20 protein-coding genes are annotated in these 25,433 nt (G+C 59.7%); 10 read left to right on the top strand and 10 right to left on the bottom strand.

What is annotated here, in order from left to right; all coding sequences use genetic code 11:
- Positions 1–76: 76 nt before the first annotated feature.
- The 4 genes from DES53_RS07230 to DES53_RS07215 are packed head-to-tail and all read right to left on the bottom strand — an operon-like array spanning position 77 to position 2,598.
- Positions 77–628, bottom strand: a complete 552-nt coding sequence (locus tag DES53_RS07230) for a hypothetical protein (RefSeq protein ID WP_113957563.1) — start codon at positions 626–628, stop codon at positions 77–79.
- Between the two features lie 6 nt (positions 629–634).
- Positions 635–1,171, bottom strand: coding sequence for an ExbD/TolR family protein (locus DES53_RS07225; RefSeq protein WP_211325474.1), 537 nt, complete (start codon positions 1,169–1,171; stop codon positions 635–637).
- Positions 1,172–1,195: 24 nt separating this feature from the next.
- Positions 1,196–1,858 (bottom strand): MotA/TolQ/ExbB proton channel family protein, encoded by a 663-nt coding sequence (locus DES53_RS07220; RefSeq protein WP_113957562.1) that lies wholly within the window; start codon positions 1,856–1,858, stop codon positions 1,196–1,198.
- 20 nt (positions 1,859–1,878) lie between these two features.
- A complete protein-coding gene (locus DES53_RS07215; protein ID WP_147263266.1) occupies positions 1,879–2,598 on the bottom strand; it encodes a TonB family protein in 720 nt (239 codons plus the stop codon).
- A 217-nt stretch (positions 2,599–2,815) separates the two neighbouring features.
- Here DES53_RS07215 and DES53_RS07210 point away from each other — a divergent pair, with 217 nt between their 5' ends.
- Positions 2,816–4,213: a tetratricopeptide repeat protein gene (locus DES53_RS07210; protein WP_113957560.1), complete on the top strand. Its 1,398-nt coding sequence runs from the start codon at positions 2,816–2,818 to the stop codon at positions 4,211–4,213.
- 256 nt (positions 4,214–4,469) lie between these two features.
- Here the strand turns inward: DES53_RS07210 and DES53_RS07205 are convergent, their stop codons facing one another.
- Positions 4,470–6,191: a potassium channel family protein gene (locus tag DES53_RS07205; protein ID WP_113957559.1), complete on the bottom strand. Its 1,722-nt coding sequence runs from the start codon at positions 6,189–6,191 to the stop codon at positions 4,470–4,472.
- 522 nt (positions 6,192–6,713) lie between these two features.
- Here DES53_RS07205 and DES53_RS07200 point away from each other — a divergent pair.
- The 3 genes from DES53_RS07200 (at position 6,714) to DES53_RS07190 (ending at position 11,843) form a co-directional block, all read left to right on the top strand.
- A complete protein-coding gene (locus DES53_RS07200; RefSeq protein ID WP_113957558.1) occupies positions 6,714–7,652 on the top strand; it encodes a hypothetical protein in 939 nt (312 codons plus the stop codon).
- Positions 7,653–7,832: 180 nt separating this feature from the next.
- Positions 7,833–8,240 carry a BlaI/MecI/CopY family transcriptional regulator gene (locus DES53_RS07195; RefSeq protein WP_113957557.1) on the top strand — a complete coding sequence of 136 codons (408 nt, stop codon included), beginning with the start codon at positions 7,833–7,835 and terminating at the stop codon, positions 8,238–8,240.
- 21 nt (positions 8,241–8,261) lie between these two features.
- Positions 8,262–11,843 carry a M56 family metallopeptidase gene (locus DES53_RS07190; protein ID WP_113957556.1) on the top strand — a complete coding sequence of 1,194 codons (3,582 nt, stop codon included), beginning with the start codon at positions 8,262–8,264 and terminating at the stop codon, positions 11,841–11,843.
- A gap of 20 nt (positions 11,844–11,863) precedes the next feature.
- Here DES53_RS07190 and DES53_RS07185 read toward each other — a convergent pair whose 3' ends face one another.
- From DES53_RS07185 to DES53_RS07175, 3 genes are all read right to left on the bottom strand, one after another.
- Positions 11,864–13,003 carry a PepSY-associated TM helix domain-containing protein gene (locus DES53_RS07185; protein ID WP_113957555.1) on the bottom strand — a complete coding sequence of 380 codons (1,140 nt, stop codon included), beginning with the start codon at positions 13,001–13,003 and terminating at the stop codon, positions 11,864–11,866.
- Between the two features lie 109 nt (positions 13,004–13,112).
- Complete coding sequence (locus DES53_RS07180; protein WP_113957554.1) at positions 13,113–13,805, bottom strand: Fe2+-dependent dioxygenase; 693 nt, start codon at positions 13,803–13,805, stop codon at positions 13,113–13,115.
- A 15-nt stretch (positions 13,806–13,820) separates the two neighbouring features.
- Positions 13,821–16,121: a TonB-dependent receptor gene (locus tag DES53_RS07175; protein WP_113957553.1), complete on the bottom strand. Its 2,301-nt coding sequence runs from the start codon at positions 16,119–16,121 to the stop codon at positions 13,821–13,823.
- Between the two features lie 321 nt (positions 16,122–16,442).
- Here DES53_RS07175 and DES53_RS07170 point away from each other — a divergent pair, with 321 nt between their 5' ends.
- From DES53_RS07170 to DES53_RS07150, 5 genes are all read left to right on the top strand, one after another.
- Positions 16,443–17,357 (top strand): hypothetical protein, encoded by a 915-nt coding sequence (locus tag DES53_RS07170; RefSeq protein WP_113957552.1) that lies wholly within the window; start codon positions 16,443–16,445, stop codon positions 17,355–17,357.
- A 53-nt stretch (positions 17,358–17,410) separates the two neighbouring features.
- Positions 17,411–18,160: a phosphatase PAP2 family protein gene (locus DES53_RS07165; protein WP_245958110.1), complete on the top strand. Its 750-nt coding sequence runs from the start codon at positions 17,411–17,413 to the stop codon at positions 18,158–18,160.
- A 63-nt stretch (positions 18,161–18,223) separates the two neighbouring features.
- The gene (locus DES53_RS07160; RefSeq protein ID WP_113957551.1) at positions 18,224–19,588 is read left to right on the top strand and encodes a DEAD/DEAH box helicase; all 1,365 of its coding nucleotides are present in this window, start codon (positions 18,224–18,226) and stop codon (positions 19,586–19,588) included.
- A 128-nt stretch (positions 19,589–19,716) separates the two neighbouring features.
- Positions 19,717–20,418: a YcbK family protein gene (locus DES53_RS07155; RefSeq protein WP_170156926.1), complete on the top strand. Its 702-nt coding sequence runs from the start codon at positions 19,717–19,719 to the stop codon at positions 20,416–20,418.
- Positions 20,419–20,752: 334 nt separating this feature from the next.
- Positions 20,753–21,349, top strand: coding sequence for a YcbK family protein (locus DES53_RS07150; protein ID WP_211325473.1), 597 nt, complete (start codon positions 20,753–20,755; stop codon positions 21,347–21,349).
- A gap of 81 nt (positions 21,350–21,430) precedes the next feature.
- On the opposite strand, the gene DES53_RS07145 is transcribed toward DES53_RS07150, so the two are convergent.
- Together DES53_RS07145 and DES53_RS07140 are read right to left on the bottom strand one after the other, a co-directional pair.
- Entirely contained in the window at positions 21,431–22,666 is a 1,236-nt protein-coding gene (locus tag DES53_RS07145) for a hypothetical protein (RefSeq protein ID WP_113957548.1), read from the bottom strand.
- Complete coding sequence (locus DES53_RS07140; protein ID WP_170156924.1) at positions 22,663–24,096, bottom strand: Gfo/Idh/MocA family protein; 1,434 nt, start codon at positions 24,094–24,096, stop codon at positions 22,663–22,665. Before DES53_RS07140 ends, DES53_RS07145 begins: the two co-directional genes overlap by 4 nt.
- 160 nt (positions 24,097–24,256) lie before the next feature.
- Between DES53_RS07140 and DES53_RS07135 the strand changes: the two genes are divergently transcribed.
- A complete protein-coding gene (locus DES53_RS07135) occupies positions 24,257–25,417 on the top strand; it encodes a zinc-binding metallopeptidase family protein (protein WP_113957546.1) in 1,161 nt (386 codons plus the stop codon).
- Positions 25,418–25,433: the final 16 nt, after the last annotated feature.

The raw sequence follows: 25,433 nt of genomic DNA, 5'->3' as shown, positions 1-25,433 counted from the left end.
GACACCCTGTCATGGTTCTCTGTCCACAAAGCCCATTTCACGCAGCCTGACCGCCGAGGCTCGGCGGACTACTTTCTTACTGACCCGCCTTCTTTGCGAGCTCGTTGTATTTCGTCATCAAGTCGTTGTACTCCGTCATGCGGGTATTGAGCTTTGTCACAACACCATCGCGCTCCACAGCCAGATCCTTGAGCATTTGATTCTGCTTCTCGATGGTTTCGTTCTGCTTCTTGATGGCCTCGTTCTGGGCAGTGACAGCAGCGTTTTGCGTCGCCATCGCCTCCTTGCTCTCTTCCATGCCGGTGGCATTTACGGCGAGTTTTTTCTGCAACTGTTCCGCGCGGGCCGTGACCTCGGCGAGCTGCAGCTTCGTGGCGTTTGCCTCCTGTTCCTGGGCGGCGATTTTCAGCCCCTGCTCGTCAATACGCAGGGTGAGCTGTTTGATTTCCTTTTCCCAAGCTGCCGCCTTTTCCGCCGTAGCACGATGCTTGGCCACTTCGTCATCTAGCAGCGCTTCCACCGCTTTCAGGCTGGTGTGGAGCTCGGTTTCGCGGACCCACTGCTTGGCGCAAAGACCGCAAATACCAAGTATCAACACTCCCAACAATACTCCAAGAAACTTCGTCATGACTACTTACTGGGCAGGTGCGGGTGCTGGTGTAGGAGCAGGAGCGGGAGCCGCTGATGATGCGGGGGCTGGGGCGGCCGGGGAGGCAGCACCGGGAGCAGCAGGCGTTGCAGGAGCACCCGTAGCCTTTGCTATGTCAGGAGCCTTGGTCTGGAAAGCCACCTTCTGGAAGCCGACGCGACGCACAGTATCGAGAACCTGGACCATGGAACCATGACGGGCATTGGCATCACCGCTGATGTACACGGGCGTCTCGGCATTGGCCCGGAACTTCTCGAACAACGCTTTTTCCAAGTCCGGCAGTGTCATGCGATTGGTGTCCATGAAGTAGTTGCCACTGGCATCCACCGCGAGATTGATCATATCCGGCTTGAAATCCGTCTTGGCCGTGGTGGCAGTGGGCAGGGAGACCTTGATGGTCTGTTGCTTGGCCATCGTCAGGCTGACGAGCATGAACGAGGCAAGCAGGAAGAACATGATGTCGATCAACGGAATGATCTCCAGTCGCGCCTTCTTCTGGGGAATGGGAGAGCGTAGCTTCATGAGCTCGGGAGACTCTGCAAAAAGTTACGCCGTATATCCAAGGCTCTTCTGCTCCGCTTCATTCTGCGCCACGAGCACCGTCACGTTGGTGGCGGCAGCTTCAAGGTCGAACTGGAACTTCGCCAGGCGGGAGTGGAAGTAGTTCAGGGGAATGAGCGTGGTGATGGCGATGCCGAGGCCTGCGGCCGTGGCGATGAGGGCTTCACCGATACCACCGGTCACCTTTTCCACAGCGAGTTCACTGTCACCAATGGAGGTGAAGGAACCCATGATGCCGGTCACCGTACCCAGGAGACCAAGCAGCGGCCCGAGCGTCACGATGGTATCCATGGCATTCAGGAAGCGGCCCGCCTTCTGCATTTCCAGTCCTGCGGCCACTTCGAGCGCGCCCTGCAGAGAGCTGTGATGATGGTTCAACCCATGGTGTATCATGCGGATGACCGGGTCCGTCGAGTTGCGGGAAAGCTGGATGGCTTCCTTCATGTTTCCTTCCTCAATCGCAGCGTACACGGCCTCCAAACGCTTCGGACTCCGGCGTCCGGTGAGGCGCACCCACCATGTGATACGCTCCGCAAGGATGCAGATGGCCACCACCGCCGTCAGCAGGATGGGGTACATGATGGGGCCACCGTCATGGATGAGTTCCACGATGGCATTGCCGAGGATGGGAGTGGTATCGATGATCATTAACTTAACTGGCGGGTATCTTAGCGGCGGAGCACGAAATGGAAGGGAACGTTGTACGTCGTGGGCGCACCGGCGGGGAAACGCCAGCGGCGCTGAATCCAGCTGGACGCGTAGCTATCCAGCTCGGCATTTCCACTGGTGACCAGCACACGAATGGAGGAGATGGTGCCAGTGGCGTCACAGACGATGACAAACTTGGGACTGCCGGACACTCCCTTGCTGCGTGCCCAAGAAGGATAGGGCGGAGCGGGACGCTTGCCCCTGCTACCGGCGCCGCCGGTGCGCATCCCCTGCCCCGCGCCCGTGGCGCCACTGCCAGTGCCAGTGCCGGTGGACTGCACGGTTGCTGGTCTGGGACGCGGCGCAGCGGGCTTGGGTCTCGGTTTTGGTTCCGGCTTGGGCTTCACCTCCACCATCTTGATCGGCTCAATGATCTCCTGCTTTTCAGGCACGGGGAAGATCACATTCTCGGGAATCACGGGCTCCACCATTTCGGGCACCTGCTCCTCCACGACCACTTCCTCCGGCACGACCTCTTCCACCACTTCTTCAGGTGGCACCACTTCCTGCTCTACGGAATCAGACTGCAGTTCCACCATGCCGCCCATGGTTTCGTCATTGGCATCCTTGTCCGTGTTCCCCTCTTCGTAGAGGCTCAACTCAAATGCAGGCTGGTACAGGCCAATGCTGCCGGTTACCAGGAAGCTGGCAAGGATCGCATTGGCACAAGCAAGCCACATGCGCGCTCCGATGCGGCCAGACTGCATCGTATAGCGCACCAGCTCAGACCTGATCCCTCCGAACTGCGGCACCCGGAGTGGCGGCGCAGCGGAATGAGAAACAGGTGGAGGTACAGTTGACAGTTTCAAGCAGGGCGAAAGAGTAGAACGGAGAGCGGTTGCGTCAAGTTGCGTCTGCGTCTCAATTTCAGTGAATCCAGCCAATTAGTTCTTCCTTGTGCAAACCGAAACCAAATCCCCCGATCTTACAAAAGCTGCCTCTCTACTCGAACAGGCGGAGCAGCTCCATGGCCAGGGTTCCCCGGCCGCATGTCGTGAATCCATTGCCCGCGCCGACGAGGGGTTGAAGGCGTTGGGCATCACTTCGAAAAACGAGTTCGGCCCGGCCCCGCTCCTTGCCGGCCGGATTCTGCTGTGCCGTGGGAATGCCCAGCGAGACCTGCGAACGCCCGAGGGTCGCACAGAGGCACTTGCCTCCTACGAACACGGCCTCGCGGCAGTGGCGACTGTTGCGATGCCTGAGGATGCCACCCCGTTTGACCACCAGCTTGCGGCCAATATCATGACGAACAAGGGAATCGCCCTCCTGCAATCTGATGACGCGACTACATTGCGTGAAGCGGTGACCTGGTTTGAAAAATCGGCTGCGTACCGCAGGACCCTGCCTCGGGACATGCACAGTGTCCGCTGGGGCTTGGCTGCCGCATGCATGAATCGTGGGGACGCCCTGACACGCCTAGGCCAACCGGAGGACCTGCAAGAGGCCATACGCTCCTATGATGAAGCGGTCCAGTGCCTGGAGGAACTGGCAGGCTTTGACCATCCGCCCTTCATCGTGCGCTATGCCGTGGCTTACATGAATCGAGGCCACGCGCTCATGGCTCAGAACTCGCCCGAAGGCGTGGCGGAGGCCATCAAGTCCTTCGCCTCGGCCACTGCCATGATGGAGCTCCACACGCAAAAGGATTCCATGGAGTACCACGGCACCATGGGATGTGCCATGATGTGCCACGCCGCAGCCCTCATGGAGCAAGGTCGCGAGCAAGCCGGGCAAGTCGCAGAAGAAGCGCGCAAGGCAATTGCGCACGTACAGCACTTTGAGAAGGAAGATCTGCTTTCCACGGAAGTGAGCATCAAAGCACGCCACCTGCTGTGCCGTGCGCTGGCCACCATGCTGGATCGCACACCGCCCGATGCGCCGGAGGTCGATGAATGGATCACGGAAGTCACCGACACCGTGGATGAAGGCATGGCTCTGGAGCGTCTCTGGGAGCAGCGCGGGCTGGAGGGCTTCCGCCTCATGGCCGTGGAATTGTTCCGCTTCGGCGTGCGCGTCTTCTTCATCCGTCAGCCACACTTCCTTGCCGAGTTCATCCTTGAATGCCTGGACCCAGAGCAATCGCCTGGTGCACCGGTCACCTCAGAGGAAATGCATCACCTCGCCGGTTCCGTGATCTGGGATGCTGCGCTGAACATTGAGCAGCGCGCCCGTGGGGCCAGCGTGCAGGAACGCGCATCTCTAGTGGAGATCGTAAGCGACCTGCATGCGGCGGACAAGCGCCTGCAGGAATTGCGCGAGCAGTATCTTGGTTCGAGCGACCCCGTGGTGGTGTGATAGGAAACAGCCGTTCACAAGGAGAAAACAATCCGCCGGGTCTCCGGCGGATTGGATGAGGATCACCACCTGTCCGGCAACGTCGGTGGATGCCATGGTGCTCACCAGCCCCCTGATCAGTTGGTATATCACCCATGGGGCATTCTTCTGTGGACGCCAACCTCAAGGGCGCGGCGATCTCAGGCGGCTCAATTGCGGGTTCTATGCCGTCCACAGGGTCAATGTCGAGCCGGCCGCGATCATGTCCGCAGCGGTCTCACTTTCGCCGCTTCCTGCCCTGACTCATGGTCGGAGGGAATGCTTTCAGGAACTGTTCCTCGGCAGTCATGGTGCCGATGAGAAACATGCGACCAGAATCGGGCAAGCAGTATTCCGCTGGTGGATTGACCACACGCCGGCCGTGCTCCTCTACAGCAATCACGGTACAGCCAGTGAGGGAGCGCAGGTCCAAATCTGACAACTTTTGCCCGGCCATGGCAGCGGGAATGGAGACGGGGAAGATATTCACGCCCTCCGCCAGCAGCAGGCAGTCCGAACCACGCAGCACGTTGAGAATCGTGTTCGCGCCCATGGAGGCGTAAGACAGCACCAGGTCAGCCCCGGCACGCAGCAACGTGGACACATTCCGATCCAGCGTGCTGCGCGTAAGGATCTGCCAATTGCTGCGCAGGCGACGGAAGAAGATGGTCAGTGCCACATTGGTGTCATCATCATGCGTGGTGATGATCAAAGTGCTGGCCGAGCGCGCGTCGGCCCGCTTCAAAACCTCCATCTCAGTGGCATCGCCAATGATGGCCTCGGGAATGGATTGGACACGCTCCGGCGATTTTTCGATGATCGTGGTGGTGCAGATGTCGAGCTCGCGCAGCGCACGGTAGGTAGCGCGGCCCACTTTGCCCCCACCAACAATGAGCACTCTCGGTTTTTCGCTCGCAAGTGACGTGAAGCTGGAGTTGAACTTGTCCAATTGCACTCGTGTACCAGCCACAAAGAGCACCGTTTCCTCCATAATCGGCTGCTGCGCCTCGGCGGGCTGCAGCGCACCACGATTCCAGGTGCCGATGACGCTGATGCCGGTGCGCGCGCGAATCTGGCTGGAGGCCAGCGTTCCCCCCACCAGTGCGGTGCCCGCTGCCGCCGCCTCGGCAATCAGCAAGTCGTCGAGCTTGCCGATCACATGGGCGTCAGAGTCCCGGATACTCACGCGCCGGGCCAGCGTGTTGCCCATGATTTCCTCCAGCCGCAACACGTGGGTGGCACCGGCCAGTTCCAGCACGTCACGTGATGACTGCGTCTGCGCTGAGGCCACGATGGGCAGATGAGGCGCGAGCTCACGCGCAGTGAAGGTCACGCTCGCATTGACCATATCGCCACGTGTGGTGACGAGCATGGCCGCCTGCTCGATGCGCATTTTGCGATACGTTTCCGGATCATCGAGCTCCCCCACGGCGGCTCGGATGCCGCGCTCATCCAGTTCCAGGGCCTCGGAGACCGTCGGGCACAGGACCACGTAGGAGTGGCCGTACTTCTCCAGCATCGGTATCAGTGATGAAGCCACGGCATCGTAGCAGGTCAGCAGCACATGATTCTGCGTTTCCTTGGGCAACTCGCGTGGGGCTTTGGCCATTGCCTGCGCGCGCATCCACGGCGCGTAAAAGAACTCGATGAAGGTAAACGGCAGGAGCACCAGCAGAAAGATCACGCCGGTCACCAGCACCACGACGGAAAACATCCGCCCCAGATCGCTCGTGAAGGTGATGTCGCCGAAGCCAAGGGTGGTCATGACTGTGCAGGTCCAGTAAAACCCAGTCATCCACGAGTGCGTCCGGCCTTCCATCAGCATGATCACGTGAAACAGCACGCTGAACACGGTGACCAGGCCAAGCAGGATGAGCAGCAGATTGAGCAGTGCTTTCAGGTTGGCGCGGCTGGCACGGTCCCCCACGATCGAGGCGATGACGGAAACGAGGGCCTTCATGAAACCACAACCTGCGCCGTGCTCCCGCGTTCTGCAACTCCTTGAATCGCAAAGGAACCAGAGGTCGAATCCTTGTGCCGCTACAAGCTCCACGAAAAGCCACACCGACCCACGAATTCGCACACGTTGCATTGCAACAGGACGATTTGCAGCGAATGGAGAAAGACCCCATGTCTGACTCAGCCCCCCGCCCGGCAACGTCGCTGGATGCAATGGCGCTCCAGCAATTGATCGCCGCCGCGGCGGAGAAGGACAGGCCCAGAAGGAAGACAGTCCCGTCTCTCTGCCACCCATCTCCGTCCCGGCCTTCGAAGCGGCGAGACATCTCTTCGAGCAGATGTATCAGCCAGCCCACGCAATGGCGGAGGATCACCAGCTCTGGATGTCTGCTACAGCCTGCGCCTCCGCGGCTGGCATGTAGTGCGTCACACGGCAGTCAAAATCGCGCCCGGTCAGATTGTCATGGCCATGCCCATCCCCATTTGCTAAGACAATGAAGCAACCGCCGCAATTGATACCACCATGATGCAGGCAGCTTCTTATCTTCTCGCAGTGGCTGTGGCCGTACTTCTTGGAACCGCGCCCGGCATCGCAAGGGCACAACAGGTGCCAGCGAAGCAACCCGTCACTGCTGAGCAGTTGGTGCAAACTCTCGAAGAACAACTGAAGTACGTGTCCACCTTGGAACTGAAGTGGAAGTTGACTCTTGTAAGAGCCCCCATGCCGAAGCTGGCAGACAAGTTCGCCGAAGATGCCAGGAAACTGCAAGCCACCTCCCCCTCCAGCGAGCTTGAAGCGAAGCGTCTGGAGATGGAGATTTCAAACGCCAAAAGCTCCGAAAAACACTACCGCCAAGCCAGCCTGAGCTATGCAGTCTGGGCACTGCGATGTCACGGCTATGCCCAGTTTTATGGTTCCAAGCACGTGCTGGACGATGACAAGCTGACCTTGAGATCGGAGTATGTCGGCGAAGTTTTTGGACAACACCGAATCATCGAACATTCCTCGCGGTCAGTCGACCTCACCAGCAAGAGCAATGTCCTGTACAACACCCTGAGCGCTTGCCCACCACTCGCCATCATCCATATCCTCAAAAAGAAAGGAAGTTCATCGGAAAGCAAAGCATCGGTCGTCTCCCAGGATGATTCCAATGTCGAGGTGACATTCCCACTCCAGGACAGCCAGACTTTGCGAGCGAGATTTACCCTTCCCCACTACGCCTGCAGCAAGCTGACTGTTGAAGACTCCAATGGGAAAGTTCTGGAAACAATGGAGTCTTCTGCCCCGTGGAAAACCGTTCCAGGTCTCCCCTTTCAGCCAGCGGTATGGACCCACTCCGAGGTCCCGATGCAGCGCACCTGGGAGTTCCTCGAATCCAGGGAAGTCGGGCCAGAAGGATACAAGGATTTCAAGGAACCCATCGGATACCGCACCCTCAGCGAAGAAGAAGGCATCCCCTAGGCCCGCCGCTTCTTTAAGAAGCGCTTCCACGTGAGCGCCAAGCCGGTCCACCGAGAAGGGCAGCAGCCAGCGAAGCAAGTCCCCCAAGCGTCTGCCCAATCCACCCACTGCCCCAATCACCGACAAATGTCGGTGATTTGATCTTGCCATTTGCCGACTTTTGTCGGTAAAATCCAAATCATGGCAAAACTCCTGTCCCGGCTTTCTCCTGCCGAATCGGAAATCATGCGTCACCTCTGGGATCTCCAGGAGGTGCGCGTCAATGAACTGCTCGATGCCTGCAATGCGGAACGTGATGAATCCATCACACGCAACACCCTCCTGGTGCAGCTTGAGCGCCTCGAGGCAAAAGGCTGGGTGAAACGCAGCCGCGACCAGCGCGCTCATGTCTTCATGCCCGCCGTCCCGCGTAAGGAGGGATTGAGACACGCTACCCGTGAGTTTCTGGATCGCTTCTTCGGTGGCGCGCTCACTCCGCTCCTCGCCCACTGCGTTGATGAGGAGAAGCTCGGCAAGAAGGAGATCAGCGACCTTCGCGCCCTGCTTGATGAGGCGGAAGCCAAAGCCTCCTCACGGAAGAAATCGTAGTCCCTTTTCTCTTCCCACTCGATGAAGACACACTGGCTCAGCGACCTTTTCTCCCGGCCCATTCCGTTGCTGCTTCAGCAGTCGGCGGATGCCGCCATCCTCGCGCTGCTCGTATTGCTGGCGTGCTTCTTCTTGCGGCGACGCCTGTCCGCTTCATGGCGGCATGCGTTCTGGCTGCTGGTGTTCGTGCGCCTGCTGCTTCCCGGTCTTCCCGTGATTCCCTCAAAGCCGATCACCACTGCTCAGGTCTCCCCCGCCACGCAATCAGACGTTGCCACACACCAAGAGCGAACCAACACAGCGACGCCAACCAGTTCATCCCCCGTACCATCTTCTTCCGCTGAGTCTCCTGCGGTAGCGTTGTCATCATCTTCCTCGCGAGGAGCCAAAGTGGATAAGGCACCATCGGCAGCCCCGGCGTTCTCCCTTCCGAGTGCGCGAACACTCCTACTGATGACCTGGGTGCTGGGTGTGTCCATCATGTTGGTGATGGGATGCTGGCGTTCCTTCCGGCTCCATCTCTCGCTGCGACGTGCTTCTTCACCAGCCCCGGACGGATTGAAGTCCCTGCTTCAGGACGTCGGTCGCAGTCTGCGTCTGCGCCGTGTTCCCGAGGTGGAACTTTGCTCCGCAGTCCGTGTGCCATCCCTCGCCGGCCTGTGGAGGCCACGCATCCTACTGCCTCCCGGCTTCGCAGAATCTGTGCCCCCTCAGACTCTACGCATGGTCCTGGGACACGAGCTGGCGCACTGGCGTCGTCATGATCTTCTGTGGCAGCTTCTGACCAGTGCCCTCCTTGTGCTGCACTGGTTCAATCCCCTGCTCTGGCTGGCGCATCACCGTTTGCGGGAGGAGGCTGAGGCTTCCTGCGATGAGTGGATGCTCTCCCGTCTCGCGCAAGATGAGGCCCGCGCCTATGGGGATACCTTGCTGGATCTTGTGGATCGGCTCCCAGGCCGCGTCAGCCCATGGAGGGTCGGCGAGCCTGGACTGCTCGGCATGGCAGCTTCTGTCGCCGGGGTGCGTCGTCGTGTGGCATTGATCGCCCACTGGATTGGCGGAAGCCGTGCCAGTCGGAAGCTCGGCATCATTGCCCTCCTGGTGATCACATTCCTCGGCCTTCTTCGGGCTGCCGAGCCGGTCCAGGAGATCAAAGCCGCTCTCACTGTGGGCTGGCCTGCCACCACCACTCTGCACATATTCGACGACAAGACTCGCGATCCCATCGCAGGCGTGAAGCTTGCACTGAAGTCAGGGAAATTTGTGCACGAGGTGACGACTGACGACAAAGGCCGGGCGACCCTCAACCTGCCACCCCAACGGCCCGACAGCTCCGTCGGTTTTGCGATCCGTGTGCGCAAAGAGGGCCGCGTCCCCACAGTCATCTTCTGGCACTTGGATCAACCTTCGTTCACCCCACCGGACACGCTGGATCTTCCCCTTCCCAAGGCGGTTCCCATCGGAGGCATCGTGAAGGATGCCGACGGCAAGCCTGTGTCTGGCGCGCAAATCGCGCTCATCATGCGCGGGTCCAACATGGGTGGCGCCACGCAGGAAATCTTTCCTGATATCTGGGAACGTCGCGTGCCCACGGATGCCAATGGTCGATGGACTTTCACCGAAGCGCCTCCTGGCAGAAAAAGTTTCTCACTCGCGATCGAGCATTCGGACATCATCCCTCTGAAAAAGTATCCCAAAGGAGATGAAGTGCTGCCGTTCTATGAAAACCGTGGTGAGACCATCGTGCAGCGCGGCGCGGTCATCACAGGGAAGGTCGTGGATGACGCAGGGAAGCCCGTCAAGGGCACCATCGTGCTGGGCGAGTCTGGTTCAGACAGCACCACTTATCCTGAGTACAAGACCAACGATGACGGCACGTTCCGCATCGGCAATGCCAGGAAGGGCGAGAGCGTGATGGCCACCGTTACCGCCAAAGGTTATGCCCCCTATCTAACCCACCTGAGCTCCGCTGGCGATGGTGCACCGGTCGTCCTCACGCTGAACAAGGGCAAGGAGTTGAAGGTTCGAGTGGTAAACGCAAAGGGTGATCCCATCGCAGGTGCGATGGCCGCGCCCGACGAATGGCGAGGGACCAATCCCAAACAGAATGGCCCTCGTGTCTTGAACTATCGTTTCACCACTGGAAAGGACGGGACCTTTACGTGGAAACATGCGCCAGACGTCGCGATCTCATGGGACTTCTTTGGCGCGGAAGGTCATCGCGACAATCGGGGTTTCGTCATCACTCCCGGAGATCAGGAAATCAAAGTCGTCCTCGAGAAGCTTTCCCAAATCATCGGCACCGTGGTCGATGCGGACACGGGCGCTCCGATACCCTCATTCAAGATTGTGCCTGGAGATGTGCGCGAATTCCCTGGTTGGAAGGAGGCCGGACATCGCAGTTGGGTCTGGTGGAGCAGTGGCACCATGCAGGGCACGGATGGGAAGTTCCTCTTCTCATCAGATCGCGGAAGGAATGGCGAGTTCCGCCGTCTTCTTCGCATCTCGGCAGATGGGTATCGCCCCTTCCTTACGGAACCCATTGATGAGATCTCCGGTGAGGTCACATGGAACATCAAACTCAAGAAAACTCCGCAGCTGAAAATCCAGGTGCGCCAGCCCGATGGTCAGCCTGCTGCAGGAGCCAAGGTGAGCTGGAACAATGTGCGCAATGGTGCCGCGCGCGTCACGAACGGTGATTTCAGCGCACTCGACGGGCCGGTAGGCGATGACTGCTTCTTCCGCGCCGACACGGATGGCGTTGCTTCAGTCGCGCCTGAAGTGGACGAGTTTGGACTGGTGGCTGTCCACCCCTCAGGCTGGGGCGTGATTGAACCCGGAAAAGTTCGTGGGGACGACACCATCACTCTCACCCCTTGGGCCGTGCTTGATCTCGATCTTCGGGGCATCCCTGCCGATCTCCGTGCGAAGACCATGGTCATGTTGTATGCCGTGGTTGAGAACAGCCCTGGAATTATTGATGGATTTCATGAACTGCCAAAGCCCAATGCGAAGACACAGGTGCAGGAAGGTGCTCGCATGATACCGGGCCTCTACAAGCTGGCCATCAGCTACGACATGTATGGCGCAGCCCCCCTGGTATTCCCGCTGAAGGCTGGTGAACAGACGAAAATTGACACCAGCACACTCTGGAAATGGTGTGAGCCCGCTCTTCCTCTGAAGCTTCCTCCCGGAGCCGCGACGGACTCCCGCCACCAATTGAAGGTCGTGTGGGACGGCACGGAAGATGATGGATTCTTGCTCCCAGAGGACAGGAAGCGCCTCGTCGAGGATGTGTGGAATGGCCACGTGACCTACAAGAAGAAGGACGCCCAGGGAAACACACCCGAGGTCATCCATCTCCAGAAGCTCGGGGCTGGCAGCTACCGCCTCACTGGCAACATCAAAGGCTGGCCCGCGGGGACCCCTCGCGACAAGCCCTCCGTCGTTCTCGCCACGATCGATCATCCCTTCACCATCCCCGCCTCTGCCGTGGGCACACCCACGTTCGTCGAGAAAGAGTCATCCAACAAGACCTCCCCTCCCCGCATCCAGATGACGGGAGTGCCAGTGTACGAACTGCCACCGCTGGAGATAAAGTGAACGATGGTCCCTTTTTCCCTCTACGCCTGCTTCTTCTTGAAGAAGCGCTTCCACGTGAGAGCCAGACCGGTCCACACGAGGAGAGCGGCAGCGAGTGAAGCGAGGCCTGCGAGCGTTTGCCCAATCCAGCCGCCGGCTTCACCGGTGTGCACCCAGCGTGACCACAGGCGCAGCTTGCGGCCCGTGTTGTAGTCCGCAAAAGTTTCATAGGAAGACTCTGCGCCGGTCTTGAGATCGATAGTGAGCGTGGATTTCAGATCGGGGCGTCCGCGATGCGAAGTGGAAATGGTGAAGGCAGCGGAAGCACCGGGCTTCTCGGGAAGTTTTATCTGGATGCTCTCCCATCCGGGCACCTTGGCTTCCGCGAGTTTCCAAGCCGCATCGAGACCTTTCCACTGCTCCGGATTCGGCTTGGGTGGTGCGCCACCTCCCTTGCCACCACCGGGAGGTGCCTGGCGCGGCGGAGGCGCTTCAGTACCGGTGATTGAATAGAGAAGATTGTTTGCCCAGCCGTAGGACATGATGAGTCCGGTGAGCGCAATGATGGAAAGCGGGAGGATACCCCAGAAGCCAAGGGCGTGGTGCCAGTTCCAATGACGGGCCTTGCCATGAATCCTGAAGTTCATGGTGGAGCGCATGTGAAAGGCGCGCCATGTCCAGTGCTTGGGCCACCAGAGATAGACACCGGTGAGCATCAGAAGCAGGAAAGCCACGTTCGCAGCCTTGGTGATGTTGCCACCGATGTCCTTGTAGTCGCCCTGCGCGGCGAGCCAGCGATGCAGGCCGAGTACGAACTTGAAAAAGCCACGCAGGCCGGGATTCCCCTCGCCCAGCAGGTCGCCGCTTTCGGGATGCACGTAGATTTGTTTCTCACGGCCGAGATTCACGGCCACAGCGGAGCTTTCCTCCGAGAGGATCATCACGCCAGAGGGCGCCGGGCCATCCTTGGCACGTTCGCCCATGCGGCCCAAAAGTTGCTCCATTGAAATGCCACTCGCTTTCTGTGTGGCGGTGACATGGTATCCATCCGCCCACTCCAGGATCTGTCGTTCATAAGTCATGATCACACCCGTGACTGCCATCACGAGGATGATCAGTCCGGCAACAACGCCGGCCACGAGGTGCGACCAGAAGAACAGGCTGCGAAGGACGCGAAGCATGATGTCGGAAATGAATGGGGGCTTGAGAGTGGAAAAGGCCGCTCTCGATGTGTACTCCGGCGCGGAGTGCCCATCTGAAGCGGCCTGTGTTGAATTTAGGAATGGACTCTTACATCTCCGCCCACTGGCGGATCAAGTTGTGATATACGCCCGTGAGCTGCACGTTCGTCTTCTCCACCACATCATTGCCTGGAAGGTCACGGCCCAGACGCTGGATGGCGAGGTCGAGGTCGAACAGCAGCGAACGCTGCATGTCGTCGCGGATCATGCTCTGCAGCCAGAAGAAGGAGCAGATGCGCGCGCCACGCGTGACAGGGGTCACGTGATGCAGGCTGGTCGCGGGATAGAGCACCATGTGACCAGCAGGCAGCTTCACGCGCTGCACGCCGTACATGTCTTCGATGCACAGCTCACCACCGTCATATTCTTCGGGACCTGCGAAGAAGAGGGTGGCGGACAAGTCCGTGCGAATGCGCAGCGGGGTGCCCGGCACCTGGCGGATGGCATTGTCCACATGCGTGCCGAAGGACTGGCCTCCGGTGTAGCGATTGAACAAAGGGGGGAAAATCTTCAGCGGAAGCGCCGAAGACAGGAAGAGGGGGTTGCGGCTCAAGGCATCCAGGATCATGCCACCCAGTTCCTTCGCGGCGGGATGCCCCTCAGGAATCTGCATGTTGTCCTTGGTCTTGGCAGACTGATGACCGGCGGTTACCCGGCCATCAGTCCACTCTGCCTGGTCCAGCACCTGCCGCGCGTGCGCGACTTGTTCTGCGTTTAGAACGTCAGGGATGCGGATCAGCATTACTTAACCTTTGTCTTAGAACTTCACGTTGAGCGAAATCACCGCCGAACGACCAGGTCCGGGGACGAAGTGACCACCACCCACGCGATCGATGTAGTCCTCGTCGGCGAGGTTGTACACGTTCAGACGGATGGCGATGTTTTCGTTCACCTGGTAGCCCAGCATCGCGTCGAAGGTCCAGTAATCCGGAGCTTCACGCTGGTTCAGGTTGTTGTTGTAGCGGCTGCCCACGTACTGTGCGCCCCCACCGATCTGGAAGCCGTAAGGCAGGTCATAGACCGTCCAGAGGCTGAAGGAGTTCTCAGGGGTGTTGGGCACGTTGTTGCCAACTTCCAGCGGGTTCTTCGAGGCTTCGATCTCGCTGTCGAGATAGGTGTAGCCAGCGAAGACGCGCCAGTTGTCCGTGATCTGACCGGCAAGACCGATTTCGAAGCCCTGCACGACCTGCTCGCCCGAGAGTTCAAAGGCGGTGGGGTCAGCGGGATCCGCGGTACGGGCATTGGTCTTTTCCGTGCGGAAAAGGGACGCCGTGATGGAGAGCTTCTCATCGAGAAGGTCCCACTTGGTGCCCAGCTCGTAGCTGCGGTTTTCTTCCGGATCGGTGTTGAACTGGTTCACGACGGCCGAGGCGGAACTGCTGGTGAGCAGTTCGGTGGCCGGGTTGAACGAGGTGCCATACGCGAAGTAGATGCTGCCGATTTCCACTGGCTTGTAAACCAGGGCGGCGCGCCAGCTCAGCAGGCTGTCATCACGATTGTAGGTGTCCGAACCGCCATCAGCATGGCCGTCAGTGAATTCGGTTTCGAGGTAGTCCCAGCGGAGACCGCCGTTGATTTCCCAGTGGTCACCGATCGCGACTTTGTCGAACAGGTAGAGGGCAGCGGAGTCCACGTCAGCAGCCGAGTAGGCGCCCGTGTGGAAAATGCGGCCGGTCCAGTTCTGGGTCGGGTTCGGGTGGAAGAGATCGGACTGCGGCACGGTGTCCGTGGCGCGAGCGCGGTTCTCGGATTCTTCACGCGTCAGCTCGAAGCCGGCGGTCAGGGTGTGCCTGAGGGCACCCGTCTCGAAGTCCGCGACGATGTCGGTCTGGTTCGAGTAGATGGTGTCTTCCTGGTCGCGGGATTGGAACTGATGGTTCAGCGTGGTGCCCGTGCCGGCGAAGCGCGGCGCGGAGATCACGGAGTCACGAGTCGTGCGGCCCACGCGGAACAGGCTGCGGAACTTGAGCGTCTCCGAGAAGTCATGCTCGAAGATGGCGGTGCCGATATCCGTGCTGATTTCTTCGTAGTCGCGGTCCGTCAGGCCGTAGTAGTTGTGGAACGGCACGGGAGCGGCCTTGTTCGCATACTTGCTCAGGCTGGTGACAGTGTCTGGCACCCACGGGATGCCGTAGTCAGGCTGGTTGTCCTGCTCGAGGTGGAAATAGTTCAGGGTAAGACGGGTGTCCGTACCAAGACCGAAGACGAGGGAGCCAGCGACGCCCCAGCGTTCATCTTCCACGTAGTCACGGCCGGGGATGTCTGCGTGATGGTAGAGGCCATTCAGGCGCAGCGCAGCGCCGGTTTCCGGGCCAGGAGCCACAGGAGCCACGGACTTCGCACCCTTGCCGGAGACGTTCACCACACCCTTGCCGGACACGGGAGCGGGAGCAGGCGTGCCAGGGGTCTGGTTGGTCCAGAGAGGCTGGTTGATGTCCAGCGTGGCGCGGAAGTAGTTATCCGTGCCGCCGCCCACGTCTGCTGCGTAGAAGGGCTGCAGCTGCGCGGACTTGGAGACGAGGTTGATGGAACCACCGGTGGATCCACGGCCAGCGTTCGAGGAGGAAGGTCCCTTGAAGACTTCCACCTGCTCAAAGTTGAAGGGGTCACGGGTGTAGCCACCGAAGTCGCGGACGTTGTCCACGAAGATGTCGGTCTTGGCGTTGAAGCCACGGATGGAAAGGTTGTCACCAGCAGGACCGCCGCCACCTTCACCCGCCTGGATGGAGATACCAGGCACGTTGCGAAGCACGTCGCGGAGAGAGGTCGCGTTCTGTTCCTTGATGACCGCTTCCGGGATGACGGTGATGGTCTGGGGAACGTCGCGAAGGGGTCCCTGAATCTTGGGGGACTCGACACGCTCGGGCTTGTAAACCTTGTCCTGCGAGCCTTCCACGATCACCGGGGGAAGCGTGGTGCTGGCAGCGGGAGCTGCGGGAGCGGGAGCGGTCTGCGCGGCGAGATTGCCGGCAGCGCAAAGGAGCGTCGTAGTAACGGCAAGGCCCTCGGTCGCATGGCTGCGAACGGAGGACTTGCTGCGGGAGCTGCGTCTCTTCATGTGTTGGTTTGAGTCTAGTGGAGTATTGGTGCCAAGACTCAGTCTCAATAAGCGAAGGGTATTCGCAATTGCGTCTGAGTCTCACGTTCATTGAGACTGGATCGCAGCACCAGTCAATCACAATTCTTTGCTCCCTTTACAAAATGCTCGCCCGGAACTGCCGGAGGCCTCCATGGCACCGTTTCTTGGTTGCGCGACAAGCCCGTGGGACGCTATGGTTCTCGGGTACATCACACCAAATCCATCGTGCTGCTCCCCGCCCGCCTGCACCCTATGAAATGGCCTTCACCTCACATCTTGGTCTGCGTTTTGACCCTCGGCATGGCAGCTACCCTCCCGGCACAGGCGCCCCCAGGGCCTGGAACTCCGCCTGCCGGCGCGCCGACTCCAGAGGAAGTCCTGAAGATCATTGGTGAGCAGGTGGCTTCCATGGGCAATACCACGTTTGACATCCGACACTCTGCAGTCCCTCCGCCCAAGGAGTATCTCACGAATGGCCGGGAACCTGCCTTCGACGCCGGCGGCAACATTGTCCCAGCAGTTTCCCAAGCCGGCTCCAGACCCACGCGCACAGCTCCCACCATGGCGGCAAACTTCGTGACGATCAAAAACTCGCCAGTGCGCGTGCAATTTGCCAGCCGAACCGAGTACTACGTGGGGCACACCATTGAAGGGAATCTCCATCTGGAACAATTTGGCCATGCCACTCGAGGGCACGCCGAGGCCCAACACTCCACGAGAATGTTCGTGACCCAGGTGAAGACCTATTCCCCGTACGGCACCGCGTTTGCACTCCTCCCTGTATTTTTTGTCGATCGGTATCGTGCCGCCGTCGCCACGTCCGAACCCGCGGAACTCAGCTGGTCAATTGAGAACGCCACGGCGACGGAGGTTACTCTTGCCCTAAGAGCAAAAGGTAAACTGAGTCTGCACGCCGTCTTCGCCCTTCCCTCCTACCGCTGCATCTGCCTCCGGACTTATGACTCGAATGAATCGCAGCTGGACTGCATCCAGCCCGTGGCCGGAACTTCAGTGTCACCGCAGTGGCCCTTCCTCGCTGGAAAGTATACCAACAGCTACCGGGGGGTATCGATGAGGACCTCCGAGGTTGTATCAACTGCCCCGCTCAAGCCAGGCACCATGAAACCCCAGCAAGCCCCCAAAGGCTTCGTGACCATCACCTGGGAGGAACGGCTGAAACAAATCAATGCCCAAGTGCAGAAGGCCAAACGCTGAATGGGAACCATCACCGCCCTTGATTGCTTCGGGGACCGCATCGACAGGTCCGTATGAAGAAGGTCACGCTTTTTCAACAAGTCCGGGACTATCTGGCGAAGCAGGGACTGCTGGAAATGGGCATGCTGCTCGCAGTGCTCGGGCTGGTGGGCAGTATCTGGGCGTTCTCCGAGGTCGCGGACGAGGTGATGGACGCGGAGACGGACCACTTCGATGCAGTCATCCTCCGTGCCTTTCGCGTACCCGGGGACCTTAACACCGGCATTGGCCCGAAATGGATGCCTACTGTGGTGGGAGATCTCACCGCTCTGGGTGGCGCTGCGGTTCTTACATTGATAGTCCTCATTGTGCTCGCGTTCCTGCTGCTGAGGAGAAAATGGGGCTCTGCCGTGCTGGTGCTGTGCGCCTCTCTAGGTGGCGCGCTCATCAGCACCACGCTAAAGGGTCTCTTCCAACGCGCGCGCCCCTCTGTGGTCCCGCACCTCACAGAGGTCACCAGCATGAGTTTTCCCAGCGGGCATTCCATGCTCTCCGCGGTGATCTATCTCACTTTGGGAGCCTTGCTCGCACGCACGACCAAGGATCGCAAAGTGAAGGCCTTCTTCCTTTTCACGGCCCTTTTCATCACGGTAATGGTGGGCACCACGCGAGTCTACCTGGGCGTTCACTTCCCCACGGATGTGCTGGCAGGCTGGTGCGCTGGGACCACGTGGGCGCTGCTTTGCGTCATCATCGCCCGCTGGCTTCAGAAGAAACGTGTGGTGGAGCCGCCGGGAGAGTCCGCCACACCCGCGGATGGCTGACAAAACGCGCGACATGGCGAAATACCGTGCCAGAAGCTGAATCTGGCGGATAGTGGCCGGCTCATGCCATTCCGTGCCCTGGGCCTCGACGCCCGTATCATCAAAGCCATCAGCGACGCCGGCTACACCGAGCCCACGCCCATCCAATCCGCAGCCATCCCGGAGGTACTCGCCGGTCATGACGTCATTGGCATTGCCCAAACGGGCACCGGCAAGACGGCCGCCTTCACCCTGCCACTGCTTTCGAGAATCGCGGCCTACGCTCCTGCCAATCAGAGCCCGGCCCGGGGTATCAAGACGCTCATCCTCGCTCCCACACGCGAGCTCGCCGTGCAGATTGAGGAGAACGTGAAGGGCTACGCCAAGTATCTGTCCCTGCGTGTGGCCACCGTCTTCGGCGGTGTGGGCGAGCGCCCCCAGATCGAAGCCTTGCGCACCGGTGCGCACATCATCATTGCCACTCCGGGACGTTTGCAGGACCTCATGAGGCAGCGTCATGGAGACTTCCGCGGCCTGCAGCACCTGGTGCTCGACGAGGCCGACCGCATGCTGGACATGGGCTTCCTGCCGACCATGCGCCAGATTATCAAGGAACTCCCGCCCAAGAGGCAGACCCTGCTCTTCTCCGCCACGCTTTCCAAGGAAATCGAAACTCTCACCCACGAGTTCCAATACCGTCCGAAGCAGGTGCAAATCGGACGCCGCTCCAATCCCGCCGAAACAGTCACCCAGTACGTGTATGAGGTGCCGAAACACCTGAAGCCCGGCCTGCTGCTGCATTTGCTGAAAGATCCCAGCTTCAACATGGTGCTGGTCTTCAGCAAAATGAAGCACGCCGCCGACCGTCTCGCCCGCTTCCTGGAAGGCAAGGGCATCAAGACGGCAACGCTGCACGCGAACCGCTCCCAGAACCAGCGCCTGCGCGCGCTGGCAGACTTCAAGAGTGGTGCTGCACGAGTCCTGGTTGCGACGGACATCGCAGCGCGCGGCATCGACGTGGATGGCATTTCGCACGTGGTGAACTACGACTTCCCCATGCATGCGGAAGACTACGTGCACCGCATTGGTCGCACGGGACGCGCACAGGCCATCGGTGATGCACTGAGCTTCGTCACCTCTGAAGACCAGTCTGCGCTGCGTTCGCTGGAGCGTTTCATTGGACGGGGTCTGCTGAGGAAGAAAGCAGAAGGCTTCGACTACAGTGCACAGCCTTCCGCTGCAGCACAGCCAGAAGCTCGGGAGCGTGAGCAGAAACCAAAGGTTCTTCACAACTACAGTCGGCGCCGGGGTCCCTCATCGGGCGACGGTGGTGCCAGGAGCAGCCAAGGTGGAAGCCGAAGTGGTGGCGGTGGCGGTGGTGGTGGAAGACATCGCGACGGAGGTGGCCGAAACTCAGGCTCCGGTCAGCGTGGCCGGGATCGTCGATAAAGGCAGGGGCTTCCTGCCACCAAGCTGCGGAACAAATGCTGAACAGCAGGCTCGTCCTGCTGTCTCAAACTCACGCTCTGCTCGCAGGCCGGTGTGGCCGCGGATGGCTGGCATCACTCCCCCAACCCATGTCGAAGAAAGCGTCCACTCCGACAGCTCACCCGTCTCCGCGTTTGCCGGATGAAAGCGTGGCGAGACGACTGGTGGTAAAAGGCCTGGTGGGGACGGCGTTGGGTGGGGCTCTCGGATACTTTGGCTACCCATGGATTGCCGGGAATCGCCAAAAGGAATTTGCGGCGGCCATGCAGCGCGTTTGGGACAACATCAAAGAGCACCCCAGCGTGCGCCGGCGACGGGAGGTGGCGGAACACCCTGCCCGGACAGTCCCCATCGTACTAGATGCCGATGGCCGCGACTATGAGACCTTTTTGACCGCGCTGCATCTGCGGCATATCACCCCCATGGAGGTGATTCGACCTCACTTCAAGATGCGTGGCACCGTGGCAAATTGCCTGCCACCACGGGAGATCTGGCCCAACATCGCCACAACACTGAGGGTTGCGGATGAAGTACGGCATCAGCTTGGCGCCCGCCTGGACGCCATCGTGAGCGCGTATCGCTGCCCGGCATACAATGCCGCCTGTCCTGGTGCAGCGCGTTCATCGTTCCACATGCAGAACTTTGCACTCGACCTCGTCTATGATTGCCCGCCCGCTCAGGTGGTGAAGGCAGCCGAGGCGCTTCGATTGAAGGGCTTCTTCAAGGGTGGCATCGGGCGATATGCAGGATTCACGCATATCGATGCTCGAGGCACGAATGCAGACTGGTGATCGATAACCAGCTTGTCGGCTGAAAATAGTTGCGTGCACATTGCCTGCACCTCGCAAAACGCACCCTGTTTCATTTGTGGATCGCGCACATCTTGCGGCTGCATCGAGCATATTTTGACCACTTTGTGGACAAAATAAAAGAATCTCAGATAAGCGCAAAAATTCTGTGAACAACGATTAGCACCGCCTGTCATACATGGGCCTCCGATGCAGGTCGAAAGAGATCGAACCTTCCGGACGCGTCTACGACATGGAACAGGAACAGCCCTTGCAACAGTACGCACCGCACACTTCTTCCCAGGCATCTCATGATATGCTTTTCGGAAGACGCCGCATGGTGAAATCGCTCTTCGGAGCACTCGCAGGAGGAACCCTCGCCTTTGGCCAGACTTCCTGGCTCTTCGGTAAGGAGGCCACCGGTACCAAGACTGGAACCAGCAAGCCTGGAGAAGGTCATGAAGAAAAAGACAGCACCCCGACGTCCACCGAACTGGACAAGATGGGCAAGGAATATGAGACCTTCCTCGCGGGGCTCGGCCTCATCTTTATCAAGCCTGTTGAGGTGCTCATGCCCCACTACAAGGTGCGCGGCAAGGTGAAGAACTCCCTTCCACCCCGTGAGCTCTGGACCAAAATGCCTCCGACGCTCAAGGTCGCGGACAAGCTTCGCCAGCAGCTTGGCGTGCCTCTGAAGGCCGTGATCAGTGCCTACCGCAGTCCCGCATACAATGCGGCCTGCACGGGTGCCGCGACGCAGTCCCAGCACATGCTGAACGTAGCGCTGGATCTGCACTTTGACTGTGCTCCCTCCAAGGTCGTGCAGGCTGCGGAAACACTCCGCTCCCAAGGCTTTTTCAAAGGCGGCATCGGGCGCTATCCGGGCTTCACACACATCGATACCCGCGGCAAGAACGCGGACTGGCAGGGCTGAACCCTGCTACAGCGAACTGTTCCATAAACACACTTGGAGAGCGGCGACTTCGGTCGCCGCTTTTTTTACGCTGGCACCCCGCTACATGCGGCGCTCTTCCAGCACTTCCAAGCCCGTGATCTTCCATGCGTTGCCAATGGGCTCCAGCGTCAGTCGCGCGGTATAGCGATTGATACGCTGGTGCATGTGGCCCCAGTGTCCCACGGTTCCTACAGCAGTCCACTGCCCTTCGGCGATGAAGCCATCCTGTTGTGGCAGCACACGGTCGATGTTCACCGCCATGTCAGTGACCTTCACTCGCGTACCATCCATGCCCTCCAGCGTCAGGGCGCGCACGGTTTGGAGATAAAGCTTCTCCAGCAGCGGACCATGCACACTGCGGGCCAACACGTCATAGATGGCAGACTCGCTGCTCTGATCGAATGCACGATAGGTATTCCGCAACAGGGCATCGAGAATCTTTCCCGCTTCCTCCTGGGTGGGAGTTTTGCCTGGGGAAAGTCTGGCGGACCACTTGTGCGGAGCGAACGTCCACGCCCCTACGCAGACGATAGCCGCGAAGGCAGATGGCTTGAGAACACGTGCCATCCCCTTTCCCGGACTCCGCCATATCCACACCAGCGCAATCAGCACGACCACTCCAGAGATGAGCAGCGCGACCGGCAAATTCACCCACACCGCATCCACCATGGGCACCTGCGCGAGAGGCGGCGCGGGAGGGATACGTCCTTCATTCTTCCACACGGAGGAAGGTGCTTTGGGCGTGAGGAAGATGCCTGCCTCCATCGTCGGCCCATAGATCACGGTGACCGGTATGACTTGCACTTCGCCACGAAAGCCACGCCATTCCAGCTCCACTTGGCCCACATTCGCGGGCGCATGAAACTCCCACGACATGCCCAACATCGTGTCCATCACGGCTACGGCTTCGTCGGGCTTGATTTGGTCGCTGTTGCCAGGCATGCCCTTGAGGATCTCCAGCCCCTGCCGCTCCGGCTTCACCTCCAAGCCATCGATGCGCAGCGCGCACCATGGCGCTGCCTCGACACGGGCCTTCTCCAACACCTGCTGCTTCACCGCATCCGGCAGGACCATCTCCGTACCGGGCGGCAAGTTCAGCATCCCGAGAACAGCAGGCATCCACACAAGGCACTCCACCCGGCAGGTGTAGGGCTCCATGTAAAGGTAAGCCTGCACATTGCTGCTGCCTGCACGTGGCGGACCTGTGCCATCCCCATCAAAGGGATGGCCCATGACCGTGCGCCCGAGCAGGCACAGCAGCAGATAGATGGCAAGACGTGCCAACGGCCGGATCACGCGAGGGTCCAAGGTTTCCTGTACTCGCGCGTCAGCATGGCATTGGCCTCGGCATCGTCGCCGAACTTCTCCGCCTTCGGATCCCACTTGATGCTGGTGCGGCCGAGACGCAGCGCAATATTCCCCATATGGGAAATACTGATGGTGCGGTGCGCCGCTTCGATGGGAGCCACCACCGGCTTGCCGGAGTACACGCAATCCAGGAAATTGTCCGTGTGATCCTTGCTCTCGTAGAGGTGGATTTCCTCGGGACGAATCTTGTCCGCCAGGATTTCACGGGAGCTGGCCTGCAGCTTGCCACGGTTCACCCAGATCCACTTGCCACCTTCACCTTCGAAGAAGATGCCGGAGTGGCTGAACTTGGCGGGATCCTTCTCCAGCGCCGCTACTTCGGGCATGATCTTCTCAGACTCATCCGCGATCACATAAGTGAGTCCGTCGTCGAAGACGGCTTCATAGTGGAACGCGGTTGCGGTGTTGTAGAGTGCATCCTTGGGTGGCATGTCGCCCTTGATGTTCTTCAACTCCACGGGACCGGTGTTTTCACGATCCATACCCCACTGGGCGATATCGATATGGTGTGCACCGAAGTCAGTGATCATGCCGCCGGAGAAGTTGAAGTTGTGCCTCCAGTTCAGAGGCAGCAGAGCCGGGCGATACTCCATCTGTGAGGCCGGTCCAAGCCACATATCATAATCAAAGTCCGCAGGGGGAGCTTCAGGTGCGGTGCGATTGCCCCACTTGTTCCAGTCCTTGTGCCCACCAGGAAGACCGATGCGCACTCGCTTCACCTTGCCAATGCGACCGTTGCGCACGAACTCGCAGGCCATTCGGAAATACAACTCACTGCGCTGCTGGCTGCCGGTCTGCCAGGTGACGCCGGCCTTGTTCACCTCTTCCACCATCTGACGTCCTTCACCAATGGTGAGCGAGAGAGGCTTCTGTCCGTAGAGGTGGATGCCTTTGCGCGCGCACATCACGGTCTGGTAGCAGTGCCAGTGGTCTGGTGTGCAGATCTGCACGGCATCGAGATCTTCCTTTTCCACCATCTCGCGGAAGTCGGCATAGGCGGTGCAGCTCTTGGAGGCCTTCTTGGAGAAGGTCGAGTAGTGCTTGTCGATGATGCCTTTGCCCACTTCACGGCCCCCTTTCATCTCGCCGCTGTAGCCGTAGTTCGTGCCTTCCTTCACCGGATCTGCCACAGCGATGACCTGGCACTTCTCATTGTTCAGGAAATTACCCGTCCAGTGAGTGGCAATCGTGCCCCAGCCGAAGACACCCACATTGATGCGCTCCGAGGGGGCAGGTCTCCCCTTCCCCAAAGCCGTGGCGGGAATGATGGTGGGGAATCCCAACGCGGCGACAGATTGCGCAAGGAAACGACGACGTGACGTGCGAGGTGCGGAGTCGGTAGTGGAAGCGGATTTCATGGCAGTGGCCGAGTGTAGAGGGGGCCTCCCCTGCTGGGCAAGGGAAATGCCGCAAACATTGGGCACGTGCGAAGCCAAACTGCTGCGCCCGGGAACATCGGACATAGGTCCTATTGAGCGGAAGCCTCCGCTCCACCAGCATCAGTCAAATCTCGCCCCCATGAAAGCGCTGGTTGAAAACATCGCAAAACACCTCGCCGAAGTATGGCGCAGCCCCGACAGCCCGAGAAGCGGTCACACGTATCGCTGCCAGTGCAAGCGGCCCATCTTTTTCCGCAACAGCCTGTGCCTCGCCTGCAAGGCGCCACTTGGCTACGACCCTGATCTCGCGGAGGTGCGCGCGCTGCTACCCGGCCCCAAGGAAGGCACCTGGCTGCTGCACGGTGAAGCACCCGAAGCTCCTGCGTACCGGCGTTGTGCGAATCTCGACACGGCCGCTGGCTGCAACTGGCTGGTCCCGGCGGAGCATCCCTCGGATTTGTGTGTGTCCTGCCGGCTGAACCGAACGATCCCGAATCTCTCGGACGCGGACAACTGCCGCTATTGGCGTTCCATTGAGATTGCCAAACGTCGCCTCGTCGCGCAGCTCCTCTCGCTCGGATTGCCAGTTCAATCGAAGGTCGAGGAGGCTCCGGAGTACGGAGTGATGTTCGACTTCCTCCGTTCCCCTCCGGAAGGTCCCCGAGTCATGACCTGCCATGGCAACGGGCTCATCACGCTCAATGTCGAAGAAGCCGATGACTCGGTGCGCGAGAAGACCCGCTATGAAATGCGCGAGCCATACCGCACACTCCTCGGACATTTCCGGCATGAGATCGGTCACTATTACTGGGACCGCTTGATCTCAGGCACGCAGTGGCAGGACAGATTCCGCGAACTCTTCGGCGACGAACGTGAGGACTACGCTGCCGCGCTGCGCCGCAACTACGAGAACGGTCCCCCGCCCGACTGGCGAGACCGGCACATCAGTGCCTACGCCTCCGTGCACCCCTGGGAGGACTGGGCCGAGTGCTTCGCACATTACCTGCATCTCGTGGACAGCCTCAACACCGCGCTGGGCTTCGGCATGAAAGGCGAAGACATCGAGGCCGATATCGAACCTTTCAAAATGGAGGATCTCTATGATCCAGAAGATGCGGACGCGAAACGCGTGCTCTCGCTGGTAAACTCCTGGATGGAATTGGTGACCGCGCTCAATGAACTCGCACGCAGCATGGGACAGCAGGATTTCTATCCTTTTATCATGTCACGCCCGGTACTGCGAAAACTGCACTTCATCCAACTGGTGGTGAAAGAAGAGCGCAATAAAGCGACAGCGTAAAGGTGGTGGCGGCACC

Source organism: Roseimicrobium gellanilyticum (assembly GCF_003315205.1).
GTDB classification, from domain to species: domain Bacteria; phylum Verrucomicrobiota; class Verrucomicrobiia; order Verrucomicrobiales; family Verrucomicrobiaceae; genus Roseimicrobium; species Roseimicrobium gellanilyticum.
Note: the sequence above shows the minus strand (reverse complement) of the source record. Positions and strands in the feature narration are given on the sequence as shown.

What these genes read in the sequence shown, in the direction of transcription:
- DES53_RS07230 (WP_113957563.1), bottom strand. Translation starts at nt 628, where the DNA reads ATGACGAAGTTTCTTGGAGTATTGTTGGGAGTGTTGATACTTGGTATT.
- DES53_RS07225 (WP_211325474.1), bottom strand. Translation starts at nt 1,171, where the DNA reads ATGAAGCTACGCTCTCCCATTCCCCAGAAGAAGGCGCGACTGGAGATC.
- DES53_RS07220 (WP_113957562.1), bottom strand. Translation starts at nt 1,858, where the DNA reads ATGATCATCGATACCACTCCCATCCTCGGCAATGCCATCGTGGAACTC.
- DES53_RS07215 (WP_147263266.1), bottom strand. Translation starts at nt 2,598, where the DNA reads ATGTGGCTTGCTTGTGCCAATGCGATCCTTGCCAGCTTCCTGGTAACC.
- DES53_RS07205 (WP_113957559.1), bottom strand. Translation starts at nt 6,191, where the DNA reads ATGAAGGCCCTCGTTTCCGTCATCGCCTCGATCGTGGGGGACCGTGCC.
- DES53_RS07200 (WP_113957558.1), top strand. Translation starts at nt 6,714, where the DNA reads ATGATGCAGGCAGCTTCTTATCTTCTCGCAGTGGCTGTGGCCGTACTT.
- DES53_RS07195 (WP_113957557.1), top strand. Translation starts at nt 7,833, where the DNA reads ATGGCAAAACTCCTGTCCCGGCTTTCTCCTGCCGAATCGGAAATCATG.
- DES53_RS07190 (WP_113957556.1), top strand. Translation starts at nt 8,262, where the DNA reads ATGAAGACACACTGGCTCAGCGACCTTTTCTCCCGGCCCATTCCGTTG.
- DES53_RS07185 (WP_113957555.1), bottom strand. Translation starts at nt 13,003, where the DNA reads ATGCTTCGCGTCCTTCGCAGCCTGTTCTTCTGGTCGCACCTCGTGGCC.
- DES53_RS07180 (WP_113957554.1), bottom strand. Translation starts at nt 13,805, where the DNA reads ATGCTGATCCGCATCCCTGACGTTCTAAACGCAGAACAAGTCGCGCAC.
- DES53_RS07175 (WP_113957553.1), bottom strand. Translation starts at nt 16,121, where the DNA reads ATGAAGAGACGCAGCTCCCGCAGCAAGTCCTCCGTTCGCAGCCATGCG.
- DES53_RS07170 (WP_113957552.1), top strand. Translation starts at nt 16,443, where the DNA reads ATGGCAGCTACCCTCCCGGCACAGGCGCCCCCAGGGCCTGGAACTCCG.
- DES53_RS07165 (WP_245958110.1), top strand. Translation starts at nt 17,411, where the DNA reads ATGAAGAAGGTCACGCTTTTTCAACAAGTCCGGGACTATCTGGCGAAG.
- DES53_RS07160 (WP_113957551.1), top strand. Translation starts at nt 18,224, where the DNA reads ATGCCATTCCGTGCCCTGGGCCTCGACGCCCGTATCATCAAAGCCATC.
- DES53_RS07155 (WP_170156926.1), top strand. Translation starts at nt 19,717, where the DNA reads ATGTCGAAGAAAGCGTCCACTCCGACAGCTCACCCGTCTCCGCGTTTG.
- DES53_RS07150 (WP_211325473.1), top strand. Translation starts at nt 20,753, where the DNA reads ATGGTGAAATCGCTCTTCGGAGCACTCGCAGGAGGAACCCTCGCCTTT.
- DES53_RS07140 (WP_170156924.1), bottom strand. Translation starts at nt 24,096, where the DNA reads ATGAAATCCGCTTCCACTACCGACTCCGCACCTCGCACGTCACGTCGT.
- DES53_RS07135 (WP_113957546.1), top strand. Translation starts at nt 24,257, where the DNA reads ATGAAAGCGCTGGTTGAAAACATCGCAAAACACCTCGCCGAAGTATGG.